Below are 15310 nucleotides of genomic sequence, written 5' to 3' on the forward strand. Positions count from 1 at the left end.
CCATGAAAATCACAGAATATATCAATCAGGCGGAAAAGCCTTTGTTTTCTTTCGAAATCCTTCCTCCGCTCAAAGGGCAGAGCCTCAATGATCTTTTGGTAGGAATTGAACCTTTGATGGAGTTTAAGCCGCCTTTTGTAGATGTGACCTATCACAGGGAAGAGTTTATTTACAAGAAACATCCCAATGGACTTTTGGAAAAAGTCAGCACCAAAAAGCGTCCGGGCACAGTGGGTATCTGTGCAGCTTTGATGAATAGATTTCAGGTAGAAGCAGTACCCCATTTATTATGTGGCGGGTTTACTAAAGAAGAAACAGAAAATGCACTTATAGACCTAAATTTTATAGGTGTGCAGAACGTACTTGCTTTGCGTGGAGATGCCCCTAAGAATGAGGGGAAATTTGTTCCTGAACCCAATGGGCATGAATATACCACAACTTTGGTAGAACAGATCATAGGTATGAATCACGGTAAATACCTTCATGAGGAAACGGAGACTAGCTTCCATACCGATTTTTGTGTTGGTGTAGCTGGGTATCCCGAAAAACACTTTGAAGCACCAAGCATGAAATTTGACTTGAAGTTTCTCAAAGAAAAAGTAGAAGCAGGAGCTGAATATATCGTGACACAGATGTTTTTTGACAATGAAAAGTATTTTGATTTTGTCAAGAAAGTCAAGGCTGCGGGAATAGACGTCCCGATTATTCCAGGGTTGAAACCAATTACAACTTTAGGACAGATAACGATGTTGCCAAGGACATTTTTTCTTGACCTGCCAGATGACTTATTGGATGAACTGATCAAGTGCAAGACCAATGCTGATGTAAAACAGGTAGGAATAGAATGGGCGATCAAGCAAAGTAAAGAACTGATAGCCAATGGAGCTCCTGTATTGCACTATTATACCATGAGTAAGGCTGATGCGACTTATAAGATTGCAAAGGAGGTTTTTTGATTTTTGAAAAACTCTCTGATAAACCTGCTTATATACAAGACTTCTTTCTTTGTTAAAAATGGATTTAAAGGAAGTGATAGTGTTTGTTGACTGATCTTCTGAGCATTTGGATAAGATTTACCATCATGGTAAGGTTTCATTTTAGGAATAATCTGCGGATAATGGACCGCAGTTCCTATTCCATTTTCCAGTAGAATAGCTCTTAATTCGTCTCTTAAGGGCGTCTGTAAGGTGAAAAGGTGAAGACTATGTTGAGATTGCAGGCAATTGAGCGGTAATTTCAATGCTTTGATTTCTGACAATTCTTCCAAATAGATCTTTGCCAATTCCTTTCTTTGGATCTGCCATTGATCAAAATAATTTAACATCACATTCAAAAAGGCTGCTTGTATGCTGTCAATCCTGGCATTTTTCCCAAGAATCTCATGCTTATCCCTGTAGCTTTGACCATGATTGATCATTTGTCTAGCTCTTAGCATGAGTTCTTCATCTTTGCAGAATATTCCTCCAGCTTCTCCCAAAGCACCTAGATTTTTGGTTGGATAGAAACTAAAACAGCCAATATCTCCCCATGCCCCTGAAGCCTTATTGCCAAGCTTGGCACCGAAGGATTGTGCCGCATCTTCAATGACTTTTATTCCTTTTTCTTTAGACCATTTACACAGTTTTTCCATGGCTGCTATTTGTCCATAAAGATGGACTGGAATTACTGCTTTTAAATGATCAAGTGGCAATTCAATGAGTTTATCCAAATCAATCAGGCCATCTTGGTCGGTATCCACAAAAACCAATTCAGCTCCTGTTAGTTTCACCACTTCTGCTGTAGATACCCAGGTCAAAGCAGGTACAGCCACTTTATCTCCCGGTCCAATATTCAACAGCCTTAATGCTATTTCCAAGGCATCAGTTCCATTCGAACAAGATACAAAATCAGGGATATTCAAATAGGAAGCTATGTTGTTTTCAAAAAGGTTAACCTCCTTTCCCCCAGAAAAAACACCCTCTTCTAACATCCTTCTGAATGTCCTTACCAACTCATTTTGTATTCCAACTGGGATTCTTTTCAGGTCGAGAAAGGGGATGTTCATAGCTTGTCGAGGAGTTGTACCAATTGAGCAGTAAGATTTCTTCTTGAATACGAAGTGATTTTTTCAGATTGTATGAAAGTGACGGGTTTTTGGAACTCATTGAGATATTTACTTATCCCCTTCAAATCATCGTGGGCGAATACCTTTCCCGAGCCACTTTCCTTAAGTATTATAGCACTGTCTCCCTCTGGATCTCCCAATGCAAGAATGGGTCTTCCTGTGGCCATGTATTCAAAAAGTTTTCCGGGGATATTTCCTTTGGCATTTTTGGTGTCCGTGAGGATGAGTAGAAGTAATTGCGAATTTTTATAGAATTCGAATACTTTTTGATGGCTTACATAGCCTTCGAAGCTTACGTGTTTGGATAGCCAAATGTCATCATTGATGTATTCCTTTACATCCTCAGAAACCTTCCCTACGAATCGAAGTTGTACTTCCTGTTCTTTATGCCCAAAAGACTTTTTCATGGATGCCAGAAAAGGCTTGGGATTACGAATAGCATCTATGATACCTATGTAGAGAACTTCCAAGGTTTTGTTTTCGGATTCCTGATTTTTAAAAAATTCCTCAGGAAAATCTGCTTCATCAAAACCATTGGTCAACAAACGGATATCTCTATTTTTTAGCTCCATGAATTCCTTTTGGAATGTGGGGGAAATGGTCAATACCTCATCGGCTTGATCCAATACTTTGGCCTCCAGTCCTTTGTGTTTGTTTCGGACAAGGGTGGTCATTGGTAAAGTATCCAAAAATTCCCATTTGCTCCAAGGATCCCTAAAGTCGGCTATCCAGGGAATACCGGTTTTTTCCTTCAATTTCAGCCCTATCAAGTGCATGCTGTGTGGAGGGCCAGTGGTAATTATACACTGGAATTGGTTTTTCTGCACCAAATCAAGCAGGTAACTGACAGATGGCTTTACCCAGAAAATCCTTGGATCAGGTATCAGTAAGTTTGCCCTCGCCCATAGTCCTAATTTGTCTGTTAGGGAATGCTGTTTTTGCTCTAGAATTTTAGCGGGTTGATTTTTCTTATCCCTTTTCAAAGACCTGAATATGCCATATGGTTCCCATATAGGAAACTTTAATACCTCCATTTCAGGCCCGATTTCCTTTTCCAGACTTGGATCCTGAAGTTCAAAATCAGGGTTTTCTGGGGTGAAAATCACAGGTTCCCAGCCATATTCCGGAAGGTATTTGGCAAATTTCAGCCAACGTTGCACTCCTGAGCCCGCTGATGGAGGCCAGTAGTAAGTGATGATCAGTACGCGCTTGTGGGCTAAATTAGACAATGTAAGATGTGGTTGAGTGATATAAGGATTAAAATTCCTTACCAGTTTGGATGGATTTCATACCTGAAATACTTGTCATAGACGGCCTTTACCTTTGCCATTTTTTCAGGTGTAATATCAGGTAAATTCACTGCATTTACATTACTGGAAACCTGTTCCGCTTTGGAAGCTCCCGGAATTACCGTGCTCACAGATGGGAACATCAAGACCCACTTGATGGCCCAAGTAGCCAGGGTTTCATCACCCTGAAAGATTTCTTTTAATTCTTCCACGGCATTCAACCCTTTTGTATAGTCTATACCTGAAAAGGTTTCTCCTTTGTCAAAAGCTTCGCCATTTCTGTTGAAATGACGGTGATCTTCCATGTTAAAGGTAGATGTGGTATTCAGTTTTCCTGTCAGCATTCCGCTAGCCAATGGAACCCTAACGATGATTCCAAAATCTTTTAACTCAGGCAATATAAATAATTCTTCCGCGGGCTTTTGTCGGAACATGTTGAAGATGATCTGAATGCTCGACACAACATCATAATTCATAGCCATTCTTGCTTCATTTACCTTCTCCACACTTACACCCAAAGCCCGGATCTTTCCTTCTTGAATTAAGTCCTCAAAAAGGCCGAATATTTCATCTCTTTCAAAAACAGGAGTAGGAGGGCAATGAAGCTGAATAAGGTCGATGATATCCAATCCCGTGTTTTTTAGGGAATTTTCAACAAATTTTCTTAGAGCCAATGTTGTATAACCTTCGTTGATGTGCGGGTTGATTTGTCTACCACATTTGGTTGCCACATAGATGTATTCTGATCTTTCTCTGACCGCTTTTCCCACAGCAGCCTCGCTAAGGCCTTCATCATATACATCAGCAGTGTCTATAAAATTTATTCCCTTGTCAATGGCTGAGTGGATGATAGTATTGGCTGCTTGATGGTCAAATTTACCTCCCCAGCCCCCTCCAACCTGCCAGGTTCCTAAGCCTACTTCTGATACTTCCCAACCAGTTTTTCCAAACTTTCTATACTTCATCATAATACTATTTACTAAAATTTCAGGAAGCAATTTAAATTTTTATCTTTAATGCCCTTAATAAAAGTATTATGAAATCGAGAAGAAAATTTATCCAAACCCTAGCCGTTGCAGGTGCAGCGTCTACCTTACCTATTTCACTTATGGCACAAGAAAACAAAAAACAAAAAATGATACATCAGGTTTACTTTTGGTTGAATGAAGGCGTAGATACGCAGGATTTTATCAAAGAAGCATCTGAATTGGGAAAGTGTAAATCTGTAGATAAATTTTACATTGGTACGCCGGCTCCTACTGAGGCAAGAGATGTTGTAGACAGTAGTTATCAGGTAGCGTGTACGCTGTTCTTCAAGAGTATTGAGGATCAGAACGAATACCAGGTTGACCCCAAGCACCTTGCCTTTATTGAGAAAAATGCGACAAAGTGGTCAACTGTAAAAGTTTATGATTTTGTAATATGAACCGAACGGACTTCATAATACGTTTATAAGATTAAATAAAAATAATTAAAGAATGAATAATCTCCGCTTGTCCCTTTGGAGTCTGATGCTGGCCATGATGCTGGTAATGATTTCCTGTAATCCTGAAGATGAAGATGTAGATCCAACCAAAGTTCAGAACGAAGTTCATAAGGCTATTTATGACGTGATGAGTGATTGGTATTATTGGAATCGGGAAATGCCAACTGATGTTAGCTTCTCAGGAACAATGAGTAATCAGGATTTTCTAGAGCAATTGCGTTATACACCTTTGGATAGGCAGGGTTGGACTTACATTACAACCCAAGAAGCCTTCAGAGCGGCATTTACAGGTCAGGTGAGTGGGGTCCATGGTTTTAGAATGGGAATGGATCAAAATGAAAGATTGTTTATTGCTTCTGTGCTGAAAACGGGCCCCGCTGGAGCTGATGGATGGCAGAGGGGATGGCAGATTTTAGAAATCAATGGCAAACAAATAAGCGAATTCCGGAATTCTAGTGGTGGATATAGCATTGATACTGGACCAAATCAAGTCGGTATATCCAATACATTTAAATTCAAGTTACCTGACGGGACGGAAACTACCAGAACCATTACAAAAGAGGCTTTTTCGGCTAATTCAGTTGCATTTCAAGATGTTTTCGAAGTAGAAAACAAAAAAGTTGGATATTGGGTGTATGAAAGCTTTAGAGCCAGCCCGAATGTTACGCCTACCAAAAGTATAGAGGTTGAAGAGTCATTTAATAAATTTATTTCGGAAGGCATTGATGAACTTATCATAGACCTAAGGTATAATGGTGGAGGCTCAGTGGACGTTGCGCTTCAGGTGATGAACTATCTGATTCCTGCCAGTGCAGACAACAGGACAGCTTATGTATACAGATATAATGGAAAGCAAAGCACGAATAATAGAACGGTAAGTTTCCGTAAAGAAGGTGGTTTGTCTATCAATAAAATTGTTTTTATCACTGCAAGAGGATCTGCTTCAGCTTCTGAGCTGATTATCAATAGTCTTAAACCTTACATGGATGTAACAATTGTAGGAGATAATACTTACGGCAAACCAGTAGGCCAGTTTCCTTTGTCCTCATTTAGCAGGACTTTGGTAGAAAACAATGTTGAAGTGGTTCCAGTGACATTTTCATTGGCCAATTCACGTGGTGAGGCTGATTTTTTTGAGGGATTCAAGCCAGACGCCATGGTTGGTGATGATCTCACAAGGAACTGGGGAGATAAACAAGAAGCAAGACTTGCTGCAGCTTTAAATATGATTAGTTCAGGCGGTGTTTCTGCAAGGATGGCAAATACCTATTACAGACCAAAATGGGAAATGATAGATCAATTTGAAGGATTGGAAAAAGAGTTTCCGATGTTTTGATTAGAGATAAGACAAAAGACCCAAGACACAAGATGGGTTTGAATAGATAGAAAGGGTGTGATAATCGGAAGGCTTCGTAAATCGTATTTCGTAAATCGTAAATTCAATAGCTTTACCAAAAAAACCAGCAGGATATCTTCTGCTGGTTTTTTTTATTTGCTTTCAAGAATCTCCTTAAGGTTTCTGAGACCGTTTTCAAAATCGTCACCTATCATTTTTTCCATGTCCATTACCAATAGCATGGCATTCATGGGGTAGGCCATGTGTCCATCAAAACCCCAACGAACTTTGGTGCTAAAATTAGTGGCTTCTTCAAATTCCATAAATGCTTTGTCATTTGCCTCAAAAGGCTCAAAAAAGCGCAAAGCATAATCAATCCTTTTGCCATCTTCAATAGCTATAATTTCTTGCTCACCTGAACCCACATCCGGGTTTTCACTTCTCCAAAAAGAAACAAAACCAACTTCGCCATCAGTGCCTCTATACTCTTTGTGCATATCAGGATCCTTCAGCGCCCATTTACTATAGTTGTTTTGGTTCTTCAACATTTTGGTGTAAGCGTAGACCTCCTGGTGTGGCCTTTCTATTGTCACTTCTTTGACCACGGAATAATCACGCGGAACAAAAAGTGCTGCTATAAATGGAATGACTAAAATAATAGCCAACACGATACCAGCAATTTTTAGAAATTTCATAGTTATTATGGGTTGATAATCAGTGAATTTAGGTATTCAGCATCAAAATATTGGCATTGTATTTCCATATTTTTGAACAAAATCAAAAGTATCTTCAACTAAAGTATTATGGCCACTTTGAAGCTCAAAGTTTTTGAGGTTGGGGATTTTTGAACTGAAACGTTCCAGGTTGTCAGGAGTGATCATTTTATCATATGTTCCAGTGACCAAAAAAATTGGTTGTTGGTGCATACGTGCCATTTTGATGATGTAGGATAAATCCGTTTGCATAGGTTTAAAAACATTCCAGGTAAAATAGACCTGTGCCCTTTTGGTTCGGGTTTGCATTTGGAACTTGACAAATTTCACCAAGCTACTTTGTAGGAACCCCAGTCTATGCAATATATCTATGGTTTTAAAAAAGCGGTCAGGGTGGAATACAACATGTTTAAATATCCTGTTCAGGATTCCTGGAAAGGTAGCCATATTATACCAAAAACCTGTTTTGATACCATCCGGAGCCATGAGTAGCAATGATTGAACGTAATTTGGGAAAAGTTCATAAGTGATTAAGCTGAACTTTCCACCCATAGAATAACCTATGAGGTGAAATTCTTTGAAGGATTCTTCAGCCATTAATTTTAAAAGAACGTCTCTCCAGATTTCTTTGGTCAGCTTTTTTGAAATTGACTTCCAGCTGCTTTGCCCATGGTAAAAAATGTCTATCAGTAAGAAGCTTTGGTGTTCTTTACGAATTTGTAAAAATGGGTAATAGATCTTACGGTTTTGTCCGAAACCATGGAAAAACAAGTGCACATCAGGACCTTTTCCATGTCTTTCATAAGCTAACTTGCCCAAGGCGGTTTCTAAAAACTTCATATGTATGTATTTTTTCTTTCAATAGTCATTACCTGTCATAGGTATTGGAATGGAATCATTGATAGCGATATTGATCGGAACTTTCAGGTGTGTCTCAATTTCATATCAGGCCTTGGTTTTCTGCCTATAAAGCTACCGGAATTTTTATTTGTGGCACTTTTATTCTAGAAACTTTTAGTCCTTATGTTCGATCATGAACAAATAATATTTCTTTTTGGTCATTTCTGAACAGTGGGACAGTATTTCATTTTAGTAAGTATATAAAATAAGAAAAAAAATTTCAATAAAAACTTAGGAAACTTTGAACTTTCATAAAGTTTCTCAAGTTTTGTGTTCTAATCGAAAATTAATTTGGAGACGAAAGAAAAAATAATTGAAACTGCGACGGAGCAATTTATGCGCTTCGGAGTGAGATCGGTCACCATGGATGATATAGCCAGACAGGCAGGTGTATCCAAAAAGACCATCTATCAGGAGTTTTCGGATAAAAACCAACTTGTGTATGAGACCTTTCAAGCAGCCATTGAGAGTGATAAATGTTCCATGGAGAGGTTTCCCCAAAAGAAAATAGGGGTCATTGAGCACTTGGTACAATTGTCCCAATACATGCGTGAGCGATTTGCAAATATCAACCCATATATTCTTAACGAAATCCAAAGGTATTTCCCACAGAGTTGGCAATTGTTTGAAGATTTTAAAAAGGATTTTGTACTCAAGGAGATCATCGAACTGTTGGATTCAGGCAAAGAGCAGGGGTATTTCAGACCGGAGATCAACTCAGAGATCTTGGGACTTTTAAGATTGGAACAAATGATGTTAAGTTTTGATCCGATCAAATTTCCACCCTCCAAATACAATATTGTAGATCTTCAGCTGGAAATCTTTGAGCATTTTCTTTATGGGATTTTTACAGAGAAAGGAAAAGAAGCATACCAAAACCAAAAAAATTCAAAGCAACATGAAAACCACAATTAAACAGAAATCAGGTATCGCAGCATGCCTGTTTGCGGTTTTTGCAGTCTTTAGTACCCAGGCACAGCAGGTAGTGGAATTATCACTGGAAGAAAGCCTTCGCTATGCATTGGAGAATAATGTGGATGCAAAAAATGCGCAATTGGAAACACTGATTGCAAAAGCCACAGTTGTTGAAAGGAGATCTGAAGGTCTTCCTCAGATTAATGCTAATGTAGACCTAACTTATAATGCTGCCATTCCGGTAGTATTTGTTCCGAATGAAGGTCCTTTTGCAGACCCCAGTGTTGAATTGGATGTATTACCTTTAAGATTTGGGGTTCCTCTAAGTTCTTCAGTTGCAATACAAGCAACTCAAATGATTTTTGACGGGTCATATTTTGTAGGATTGCAGGCGGCCAAAACATATAAAATGTTAACTGAATATGACAGACTCAAAACTGAAATTGACGTCAAGGAAGGTGTTAAAAAAGCATATTATTCAGTATTGGTTAATGATCAAAGAAGGCAGTTGATAGAAGCAAACCTTGAAAGATTGGAAGTATTGTTGAGAGAGACTACTGAGCTCTACGAATCAGGATTTGCAGAAAAGTTGGATGTTTCTAGGGTGAAAGTTCAACGTAACAATATTAAAACAGAACTGGATAAAGTTTTGGCAGCTACAATGATCAGTGTCGAGCTTTTTAAATTACAAATCGGACTTCCCGGAAATCAGGAAGTGTACTTGACAGAATCATTGGAGGATCTTAATACCCGCCTTGATGTGGAAGAGCTAATGGGAATGGATGGACAGAGAAGGGTCGAAGTTGATCAGATAGATACCAACCTTGATTTGGTTAGGCTAGATCTGAAAAATAATCAGGTACAATATATTCCGAGAATATCCGCTTTTGCTACCTACCAAAGAAATGCTGCAAGTGAGCGCATAGGAGATATCCTTCAAACAAACAGATGGTTTACTGGAGCTTTTATAGGTGGGTCCTTATCGATTCCTATTTTTGATGGCCTCGCCAAAAGTGCTAGGATACAACAAAATCGGGTGCAGATCAGGCAGCTTGAAAATCAGTCCCTTTTCATTGACCAAAATATTGAAGTGGAAAAGTTTCAGTCTAAGGCAAATCTTCAAAATAGTCTTTCAGCATTGGCTGTACAGGAGGAAAATATGGAACTGGCACTAGAAGTCTTTGAAATGACCAAGATCAAATACCAGGAAGGTGTTGGGTCCAATCTTGAAGTAGTAGAGGCAGATTCTGCCTTGAAAGAAGCAGAAACCAATTATTTTTCAGCCCTCTACGATGCCTTGATTGCGAAAGTCGAATTAGAAAAAGCATTGGGTATTTTATAACACTTTACTTAAGAAATTATCAAACCGAATATGAAAACTTATTTTCCAATATTAATGAGTGCCGTGATTTTGATGGCCGTATCCTGTGGCCAAAAAGATGAGGTCGCAGCAAAAAAAGAAAGTCTGGAATCCAAAAAGAAAGAAATGGCCTCTCTGAGGACTTCAATCGAAGCTTTGGAAAAGGAAATTGCCGAGTTGGATCCTGAATTTGGAAGGCAAAACAGAAAGTCAGTCTTAGTCTCTACTTTAGACCCAAAAGTAGGTCAGTTTGATCATTTTGTAGAAGTGACCGGCTCTGTATTATCCAGAAAAAATGTAAACATCAGCGGTGAAGTATCCGGGAGAGTCAATGAAATCACAGCGGTAGAAGGCATGCAGGTAAAAGCAGGTCAAGTTCTGGCCAGAGTTGATTCTGAGTCTATCCTGAGAAATATGGACGAAGTGGAGAAGCAACTTGAATTGGCCAATACCATATTTGAACGGCAGGAGAGATTATGGGACCAACAAATAGGTACTGAATTGCAGTACTTAGAAGCCAAAAATAGAAAAGAAACCCTGGAAAAAAATCTTGCTAGTCTGAAGACGCAGGAGTCAAGGACTGTTATCAGGGCTCCTTTCAATGGAACTGTGGAATCAGTTGTTATTCGCTTGGGCGAATTGGTTCAGCCAGGAACTCCTTTATTTCAATTTATTGGGGATAGCGACTTGTTTATCGAAGCTGACTTGTCAGAAAGATATGTAGGGGTAGTAGGTAGAGGGGATTCTGTAGAAATTACTTTTCCTTCTATTGATACAAACCTTAAAACCAAGGTATCTGCTGTAGGAGGTATAATCAATCCCAATAACAGGACTTTTAAAGTAGAAGTGTTTCTTCCGAGAATGCAGAATGTAAAGCCTAATATGATCTCAGTTTTGAGAATAAAAGACTACGAAAGCGAGAATGCGGTAACAGTACCTAACTACCTTATTTTACAGGATACCAAAGGGGATTATGTCTTTACCGTCGAGGATGGGAAGAGCCGTAAGAGGTATGTCAAAAGGGGAAGGACCTATAGGGAAATTACAGAAATAATTGAAGGTCTTGATGGAACCGAAACTTTGGTGGACAAAGGTTTCAGGGAAGTAGGAGATGGTTTCAATGTAAACATTGCCCAATAATTATGAGCCAGGTAGAAGATAAAAATAAAGGTATAATCCGGGAGTTTGGGCTAAGTTCACTTTCAGTTAATAATCAGACTTCAGTTGTAATTCTGGTCTTGATCATATCTGTTTTGGGGATGTTGGCCTATAGGACAATGCCTAAGGAAAGTTTTCCTGAAATCGTCATACCTACAGTATATGTAGGGACTTCATACCCGGGCAATTCTCCTGTGGATATGGAGAATTTGATTACCAGGCCTATAGAAAAGGAACTGAAATCAATTAATAACATTAAAGATATCAAGTCCACATCTGTACAGGATTTTTCTTCTGTTGTTATTGAATTCAACCCTGGAGTGGAGATTACCAAGGCTTTACAGGATGTAAAAGATGCTGTAGATAAGTCAAAGAGTGAATTGCCCACTGACTTAGACAGAGATCCTGACGTATTGGAAATCAATACCTCGGATTTCCCTATCATGAATGTGAATATTTCAGGTAATTATTCCGAGCAGGAATTGAAGAAATTTGGAGAATTCCTGGAGGATGAAATAGAGAAGCTTCCTGAAGTTTCCAAGGCTGAGCTAAGGGGAACAGTAGAAAGAGAAATACGGATCGACGCGGACATTTACAAGATGGAAGCATTGGGCGTGGCATTCAGCGATATTTCTGATGCAATTTCCCAAGAAAATGTCACCATATCAGGAGGGAATATTCTAGCAGGAGAGTTTAGACGTTCTTTGAGGATTACAGGAGAATTTACACATCCTGATGAAATCAAAGATATTATTATCAAAACTGAAGAAAACAAGATTGTTTATCTCGCAGATGTAGCGGAAGTTTCAGATACCTATAAGGAAAGGACCAGTTATGCCAGGAGCAATAAGCTTCCTGTAGTAACGGTCAATGTCGTTAAGAGGAGTGGAGAAAACCTTTTGGATGCTGCGGATAAAATCAAAGATATTATCGATAAGGCCAAGATCAACAGGTTTCCTGAAGATTTGGAGATATCGATTACCAATGACCAATCAAAAACGACAAGATCTCAGGTGAATGACTTGGAGAACTCGATCATATTTGGGGTTATTTTAGTGGTTTTGGTTTTGATGTTTTTCTTAGGCTTTAGGAATGCACTATTTGTAGGGATAGCGATACCGCTTTCTATGTTTATTTCTTTTCTGATCTTGAATGCGCTTGGTATTACTTTAAATCTAATGGTGCTCTTTGCTTTGATTTTGGCATTGGGGATGTTGGTTGATAATGGAATTGTGGTGGTAGAGAATGTTTACCGCTTGATGCAAGAAGGGAAGTCACCTATTAGGGCAGCAAAAGAAGGAGTGGGTGAAGTAGCCTGGCCTATCATTACATCCACTGCGACCACATTAGCAGCATTTATGCCATTGGCATTTTGGGATGATATCATTGGGGAGTTTATGAAATACCTTCCCATCACATTGATCATCGTTTTATCTTCTTCCCTTTTTGTAGCCTTAGTGGTCAATCCAGTGTTGACGTCTCTGTTTATGAAGGTTCAGGATGTGGAAAAGGACAAACCAAAAAGAAAGAACATCATGATAGCCATTGTGCTAATGGTGATGTCTGGTATCAGCTACTTGGCAGGCTCCATTACTTTCGGGAATCTATTTGCACTTGCTGCTTTATTGACGATTTTCAATGTATTTGTACTAAGAGGAGCGATCAAATGGTTTCAGAATGTGTTTTTGGTCAACTTGGAAAACTTCTATGAAAAAACCCTGAAATTTGCCTTAAGAGGTAAACATCCATACCTGTTTTTTGGTGGAACAGTATTGCTGTTGTTTTTAAGCTTGGTATTGCTTGGTGTGAGGTCTCCAAAAGTCTTATTCTTCCCTGACAATCAGCCTGCACTTGTCAATGTGTTTATAGAAAACCCTATTGGTACGGATACTGAAGCTACCAATGATTTTATGAAACAAATGGAGGATGAGTTGACAGATGTTTTGGCACCTTATGAGAATATCATAGAAGCGATCATTACGCAGGTAGGTGAAGGAACTGGCGATCAAATGTCCAGTATGGGAAATACGCCTACACCTCACAAGGCAAAAGTAACCATCAGCTTTGTTGAATATCAATTCAGACAGGGGGTCAATACCAATCGGGTGATGGAAGAAATCAGGGATTTGGTGGAAAAATATCCTGGAGTCTTGGTAACTGTCGACAAACAGACCGCTGGACCTCCAGTAGGTAAGGCCATAAATATCGAGGTCAGTGGGGAGAATTTTGAAGAACTTATCGCATATACCAATAGGTTTAGAGAGTTTCTATCCAATGCGAACATTCCAGGTATTGAGGAGCTTAAATCTGATCTGGAGTTAGGCAGTCCGGAAGTGGTATTGAATATTGACAGAGAAAAAGCCAGGAGGTTTGGTCTTTCTACCTCTACTATCGCCAATGAACTGCGAACTGCATTATTTGGGTTGGAAGTATCCAAATTCAAAGATGGAGAGGATGATTACCCAATTCAACTTCGTCTGAAAGATGAATATCGATATGACCTGACTTCACTGATCAATAAAAAAATCAACTTCCGGGATAAATTTGGCAATAAGAAAGAAGTGCCAATTTCCGCGGTTGCAGACTTGGAATACGGATCCACATACGGTTCTGTGAAAAGAAAGGACTTGGATAAAGTTATTACCGTTTTCTCCAATGTAACGGATGGATACAACCCGACTGAAATCAATAATCAGCTTAAAGCTTTGGCAGCTGACTTTGAAGAAATGGAAGGGATTACCATCAAATTTACGGGAGAACAGGAAGAGCAGGCCAAATCCACAGAATTCTTGATGAGAGCGCTTTTCATTGCGGTTTCTGTTATTTTCCTGATCATTGTGGCACAATTCAATTCGGTAACGACTCCATTTATAATTCTGGCCTCTGTGGTGCTGAGTACCATTGGTGTATTCTTGGGCTTGGTAATTTTCAATATGGATTTTGTGGTCATTATGACCGGTATTGGGATCATCTCGCTCGCTGGCGTGGTCGTCAATAATGCCATCGTATTGATAGATTATACCAACTTGGTAAGAGAGAGAAGGAGGGAAGAACTCAACACTCCTGAAGATGAATACTTGCCATATAATGAATTATTGGACAGTATAGTACTTGGAGGAAAAACGAGGTTAAGACCGGTGTTGCTGACAGCCATCACTACGGTGTTGGGACTGATACCTTTAGCTATTGGAATGAATATCAACTTCGCTACTTTACTGTCTTCTTTTGATCCTCAATTCTACGTAGGAGGGGATAATGCAGATTTTTGGGGCCCGATGGCGTGGACTGTAATATTTGGGTTAACCTTTGCTACTTTCCTTACGTTAGTGATTGTACCTGTCATGTATTTGATGGCAGATAAATTAAACATGTTGATTCGTAGAATGAAATAGCATGATTAAATAAAGGTTGGTGGTTTTTAAATGTATAAACCCTTGAGGCTCTACTTCAAGGGTTTTTTATTTTTTTCAGCTTCTCAAAAATCAGGTTCTTTGTCCAAGAGAGCTACTGAAATTTTGTATTTTTGAATCTAAATTTAATTTTTGAGTATGAGTGAATTGCAGTGGTTTGTCATGTACACTACCTCAAGGGCTGAAAAGAAAGTGGCCCAAAGACTGAGGGAAAAGGGATTGGATGTGTTTTTACCTATGGTGGAAGAATTAAGACAATGGTCAGATAGGAAAAAGAAAGTTCAGAAAGCCTTGTTCAATGGATATGTATTTGTGAAAACAACAAAAGCCAATCTTTGGGAAGCATTACAGGTTCCGGGAGCTGTCAAGTTTGTACATTTTGCCGGTGAACATGCAACTGTTCGACAGACTGAAATTGATACTATCCAAAGAATCCTGGAAACTGGCGTAGCAGTTGAAACTGACAATTCTGAAATTGAAAAAGGAGAAGTTGTAAAAATCCTGGGAGGGCCACTTCAAGGTATGGAAGGTGAATGTGTCAACAAGGGTAACAAGGATTATTTTATTATCCGTGTTCCTGGAATCCATCAAAATGTGATGGTTAATATTCCAAGGAAGTATTTGGAGGTGATAGGGTAG

The 15310-nt window shown here is 39.2% G+C and carries 13 protein-coding genes; 8 read left to right on the forward strand and 5 right to left on the reverse strand.

Annotated features, from left to right (window positions below; translation table 11 throughout):
- Positions 1–2: 2 nt before the first annotated feature.
- Positions 3–956, forward strand: a complete 954-nt coding sequence (gene metF / locus EA341_RS15410) for a methylenetetrahydrofolate reductase [NAD(P)H] (protein WP_293016058.1) — start codon at positions 3–5, stop codon at positions 954–956.
- Here the strand turns inward: metF and EA341_RS15415 are convergent.
- From EA341_RS15415 to EA341_RS15425, 3 genes are read right to left on the reverse strand one after another with little or no spacing between them, the layout of a single operon-like run.
- The gene (locus EA341_RS15415) at positions 929–2044 is read right to left on the reverse strand and encodes a DegT/DnrJ/EryC1/StrS aminotransferase family protein (RefSeq protein ID WP_293016059.1); all 1116 of its coding nucleotides are present in this window, start codon (positions 2042–2044) and stop codon (positions 929–931) included. The genes metF and EA341_RS15415 overlap by 28 nt on opposite strands.
- Positions 2041–3333, reverse strand: coding sequence for a glycosyltransferase family 4 protein (locus tag EA341_RS15420; RefSeq protein ID WP_293016060.1), 1293 nt, complete (start codon positions 3331–3333; stop codon positions 2041–2043). The genes EA341_RS15415 and EA341_RS15420 overlap by 4 nt, the downstream gene beginning before the upstream one ends.
- Before the next feature lie 38 nt (positions 3334–3371).
- The gene (locus EA341_RS15425) at positions 3372–4358 is read right to left on the reverse strand and encodes an aldo/keto reductase (protein WP_293016070.1); all 987 of its coding nucleotides are present in this window, start codon (positions 4356–4358) and stop codon (positions 3372–3374) included.
- Positions 4359–4429: 71 nt separating this feature from the next.
- Between EA341_RS15425 and EA341_RS15430 the strand changes: the two genes are divergently transcribed.
- Both EA341_RS15430 and EA341_RS15435 read left to right on the forward strand, forming a co-directional pair.
- A complete protein-coding gene (locus tag EA341_RS15430) occupies positions 4430–4819 on the forward strand; it encodes a Dabb family protein (protein ID WP_293016061.1) in 390 nt (129 codons plus the stop codon).
- Positions 4820–4871: 52 nt separating this feature from the next.
- Positions 4872–6215: a S41 family peptidase gene (locus EA341_RS15435; protein WP_293016062.1), complete on the forward strand. Its 1344-nt coding sequence runs from the start codon at positions 4872–4874 to the stop codon at positions 6213–6215.
- A gap of 152 nt (positions 6216–6367) precedes the next feature.
- On the opposite strand, the gene EA341_RS15440 is transcribed toward EA341_RS15435, so the two are convergent.
- Positions 6368–6910: an SRPBCC family protein gene (locus EA341_RS15440; protein ID WP_293016063.1), complete on the reverse strand. Its 543-nt coding sequence runs from the start codon at positions 6908–6910 to the stop codon at positions 6368–6370.
- A 42-nt stretch (positions 6911–6952) separates the two neighbouring features.
- Positions 6953–7768, reverse strand: a complete 816-nt coding sequence (locus tag EA341_RS15445; RefSeq protein WP_293016064.1) for an alpha/beta fold hydrolase — start codon at positions 7766–7768, stop codon at positions 6953–6955.
- A gap of 351 nt (positions 7769–8119) precedes the next feature.
- On the opposite strand from EA341_RS15445, the gene EA341_RS15450 reads away from it, so the two are divergent.
- The 5 genes from EA341_RS15450 to EA341_RS15470 all read left to right on the forward strand — a co-directional run bounded on the left by EA341_RS15450 (position 8120) and on the right by EA341_RS15470 (position 15310).
- Positions 8120–8743, forward strand: a complete 624-nt coding sequence (locus EA341_RS15450; RefSeq protein WP_293016065.1) for a TetR/AcrR family transcriptional regulator — start codon at positions 8120–8122, stop codon at positions 8741–8743.
- Positions 8727–10085 (forward strand): TolC family protein, encoded by a 1359-nt coding sequence (locus EA341_RS15455; RefSeq protein ID WP_293016066.1) that lies wholly within the window; start codon positions 8727–8729, stop codon positions 10083–10085. Before EA341_RS15450 ends, EA341_RS15455 begins: the two co-directional genes overlap by 17 nt.
- Positions 10086–10115: 30 nt before the next feature.
- Positions 10116–11243 carry an efflux RND transporter periplasmic adaptor subunit gene (locus EA341_RS15460; RefSeq protein ID WP_293016067.1) on the forward strand — a complete coding sequence of 376 codons (1128 nt, stop codon included), beginning with the start codon at positions 10116–10118 and terminating at the stop codon, positions 11241–11243.
- A 2-nt stretch (positions 11244–11245) separates the two neighbouring features.
- Entirely contained in the window at positions 11246–14653 is a 3408-nt protein-coding gene (locus tag EA341_RS15465; protein ID WP_293016068.1) for an efflux RND transporter permease subunit, read from the forward strand.
- A 156-nt stretch (positions 14654–14809) separates the two neighbouring features.
- Positions 14810–15310, forward strand: a complete 501-nt coding sequence (locus EA341_RS15470; protein ID WP_293016069.1) for a UpxY family transcription antiterminator — start codon at positions 14810–14812, stop codon at positions 15308–15310.

The organism is Mongoliibacter sp., from assembly GCF_007692705.1.
Taxonomy (GTDB): Bacteria; Bacteroidota; Bacteroidia; order Cytophagales; family Cyclobacteriaceae; genus Mongoliibacter.

Coding starts and splice junctions, on each gene's coding strand:
- metF (WP_293016058.1), top strand. CDS start 3: ATGAAAATCACAGAATATATCAATCAGGCGGAAAAGCCTTTGTTTTCT.
- EA341_RS15415 (WP_293016059.1), bottom strand. CDS start 2,044: ATGAACATCCCCTTTCTCGACCTGAAAAGAATCCCAGTTGGAATACAA.
- EA341_RS15425 (WP_293016070.1), bottom strand. CDS start 4,358: ATGAAGTATAGAAAGTTTGGAAAAACTGGTTGGGAAGTATCAGAAGTA.
- EA341_RS15430 (WP_293016061.1), top strand. CDS start 4,430: ATGAAATCGAGAAGAAAATTTATCCAAACCCTAGCCGTTGCAGGTGCA.
- EA341_RS15435 (WP_293016062.1), top strand. CDS start 4,872: ATGAATAATCTCCGCTTGTCCCTTTGGAGTCTGATGCTGGCCATGATG.
- EA341_RS15440 (WP_293016063.1), bottom strand. CDS start 6,910: ATGAAATTTCTAAAAATTGCTGGTATCGTGTTGGCTATTATTTTAGTC.
- EA341_RS15445 (WP_293016064.1), bottom strand. CDS start 7,768: ATGAAGTTTTTAGAAACCGCCTTGGGCAAGTTAGCTTATGAAAGACAT.
- EA341_RS15455 (WP_293016066.1), top strand. CDS start 8,727: ATGAAAACCACAATTAAACAGAAATCAGGTATCGCAGCATGCCTGTTT.
- EA341_RS15460 (WP_293016067.1), top strand. CDS start 10,116: ATGAAAACTTATTTTCCAATATTAATGAGTGCCGTGATTTTGATGGCC.
- EA341_RS15465 (WP_293016068.1), top strand. CDS start 11,246: ATGAGCCAGGTAGAAGATAAAAATAAAGGTATAATCCGGGAGTTTGGG.
- EA341_RS15470 (WP_293016069.1), top strand. CDS start 14,810: ATGAGTGAATTGCAGTGGTTTGTCATGTACACTACCTCAAGGGCTGAA.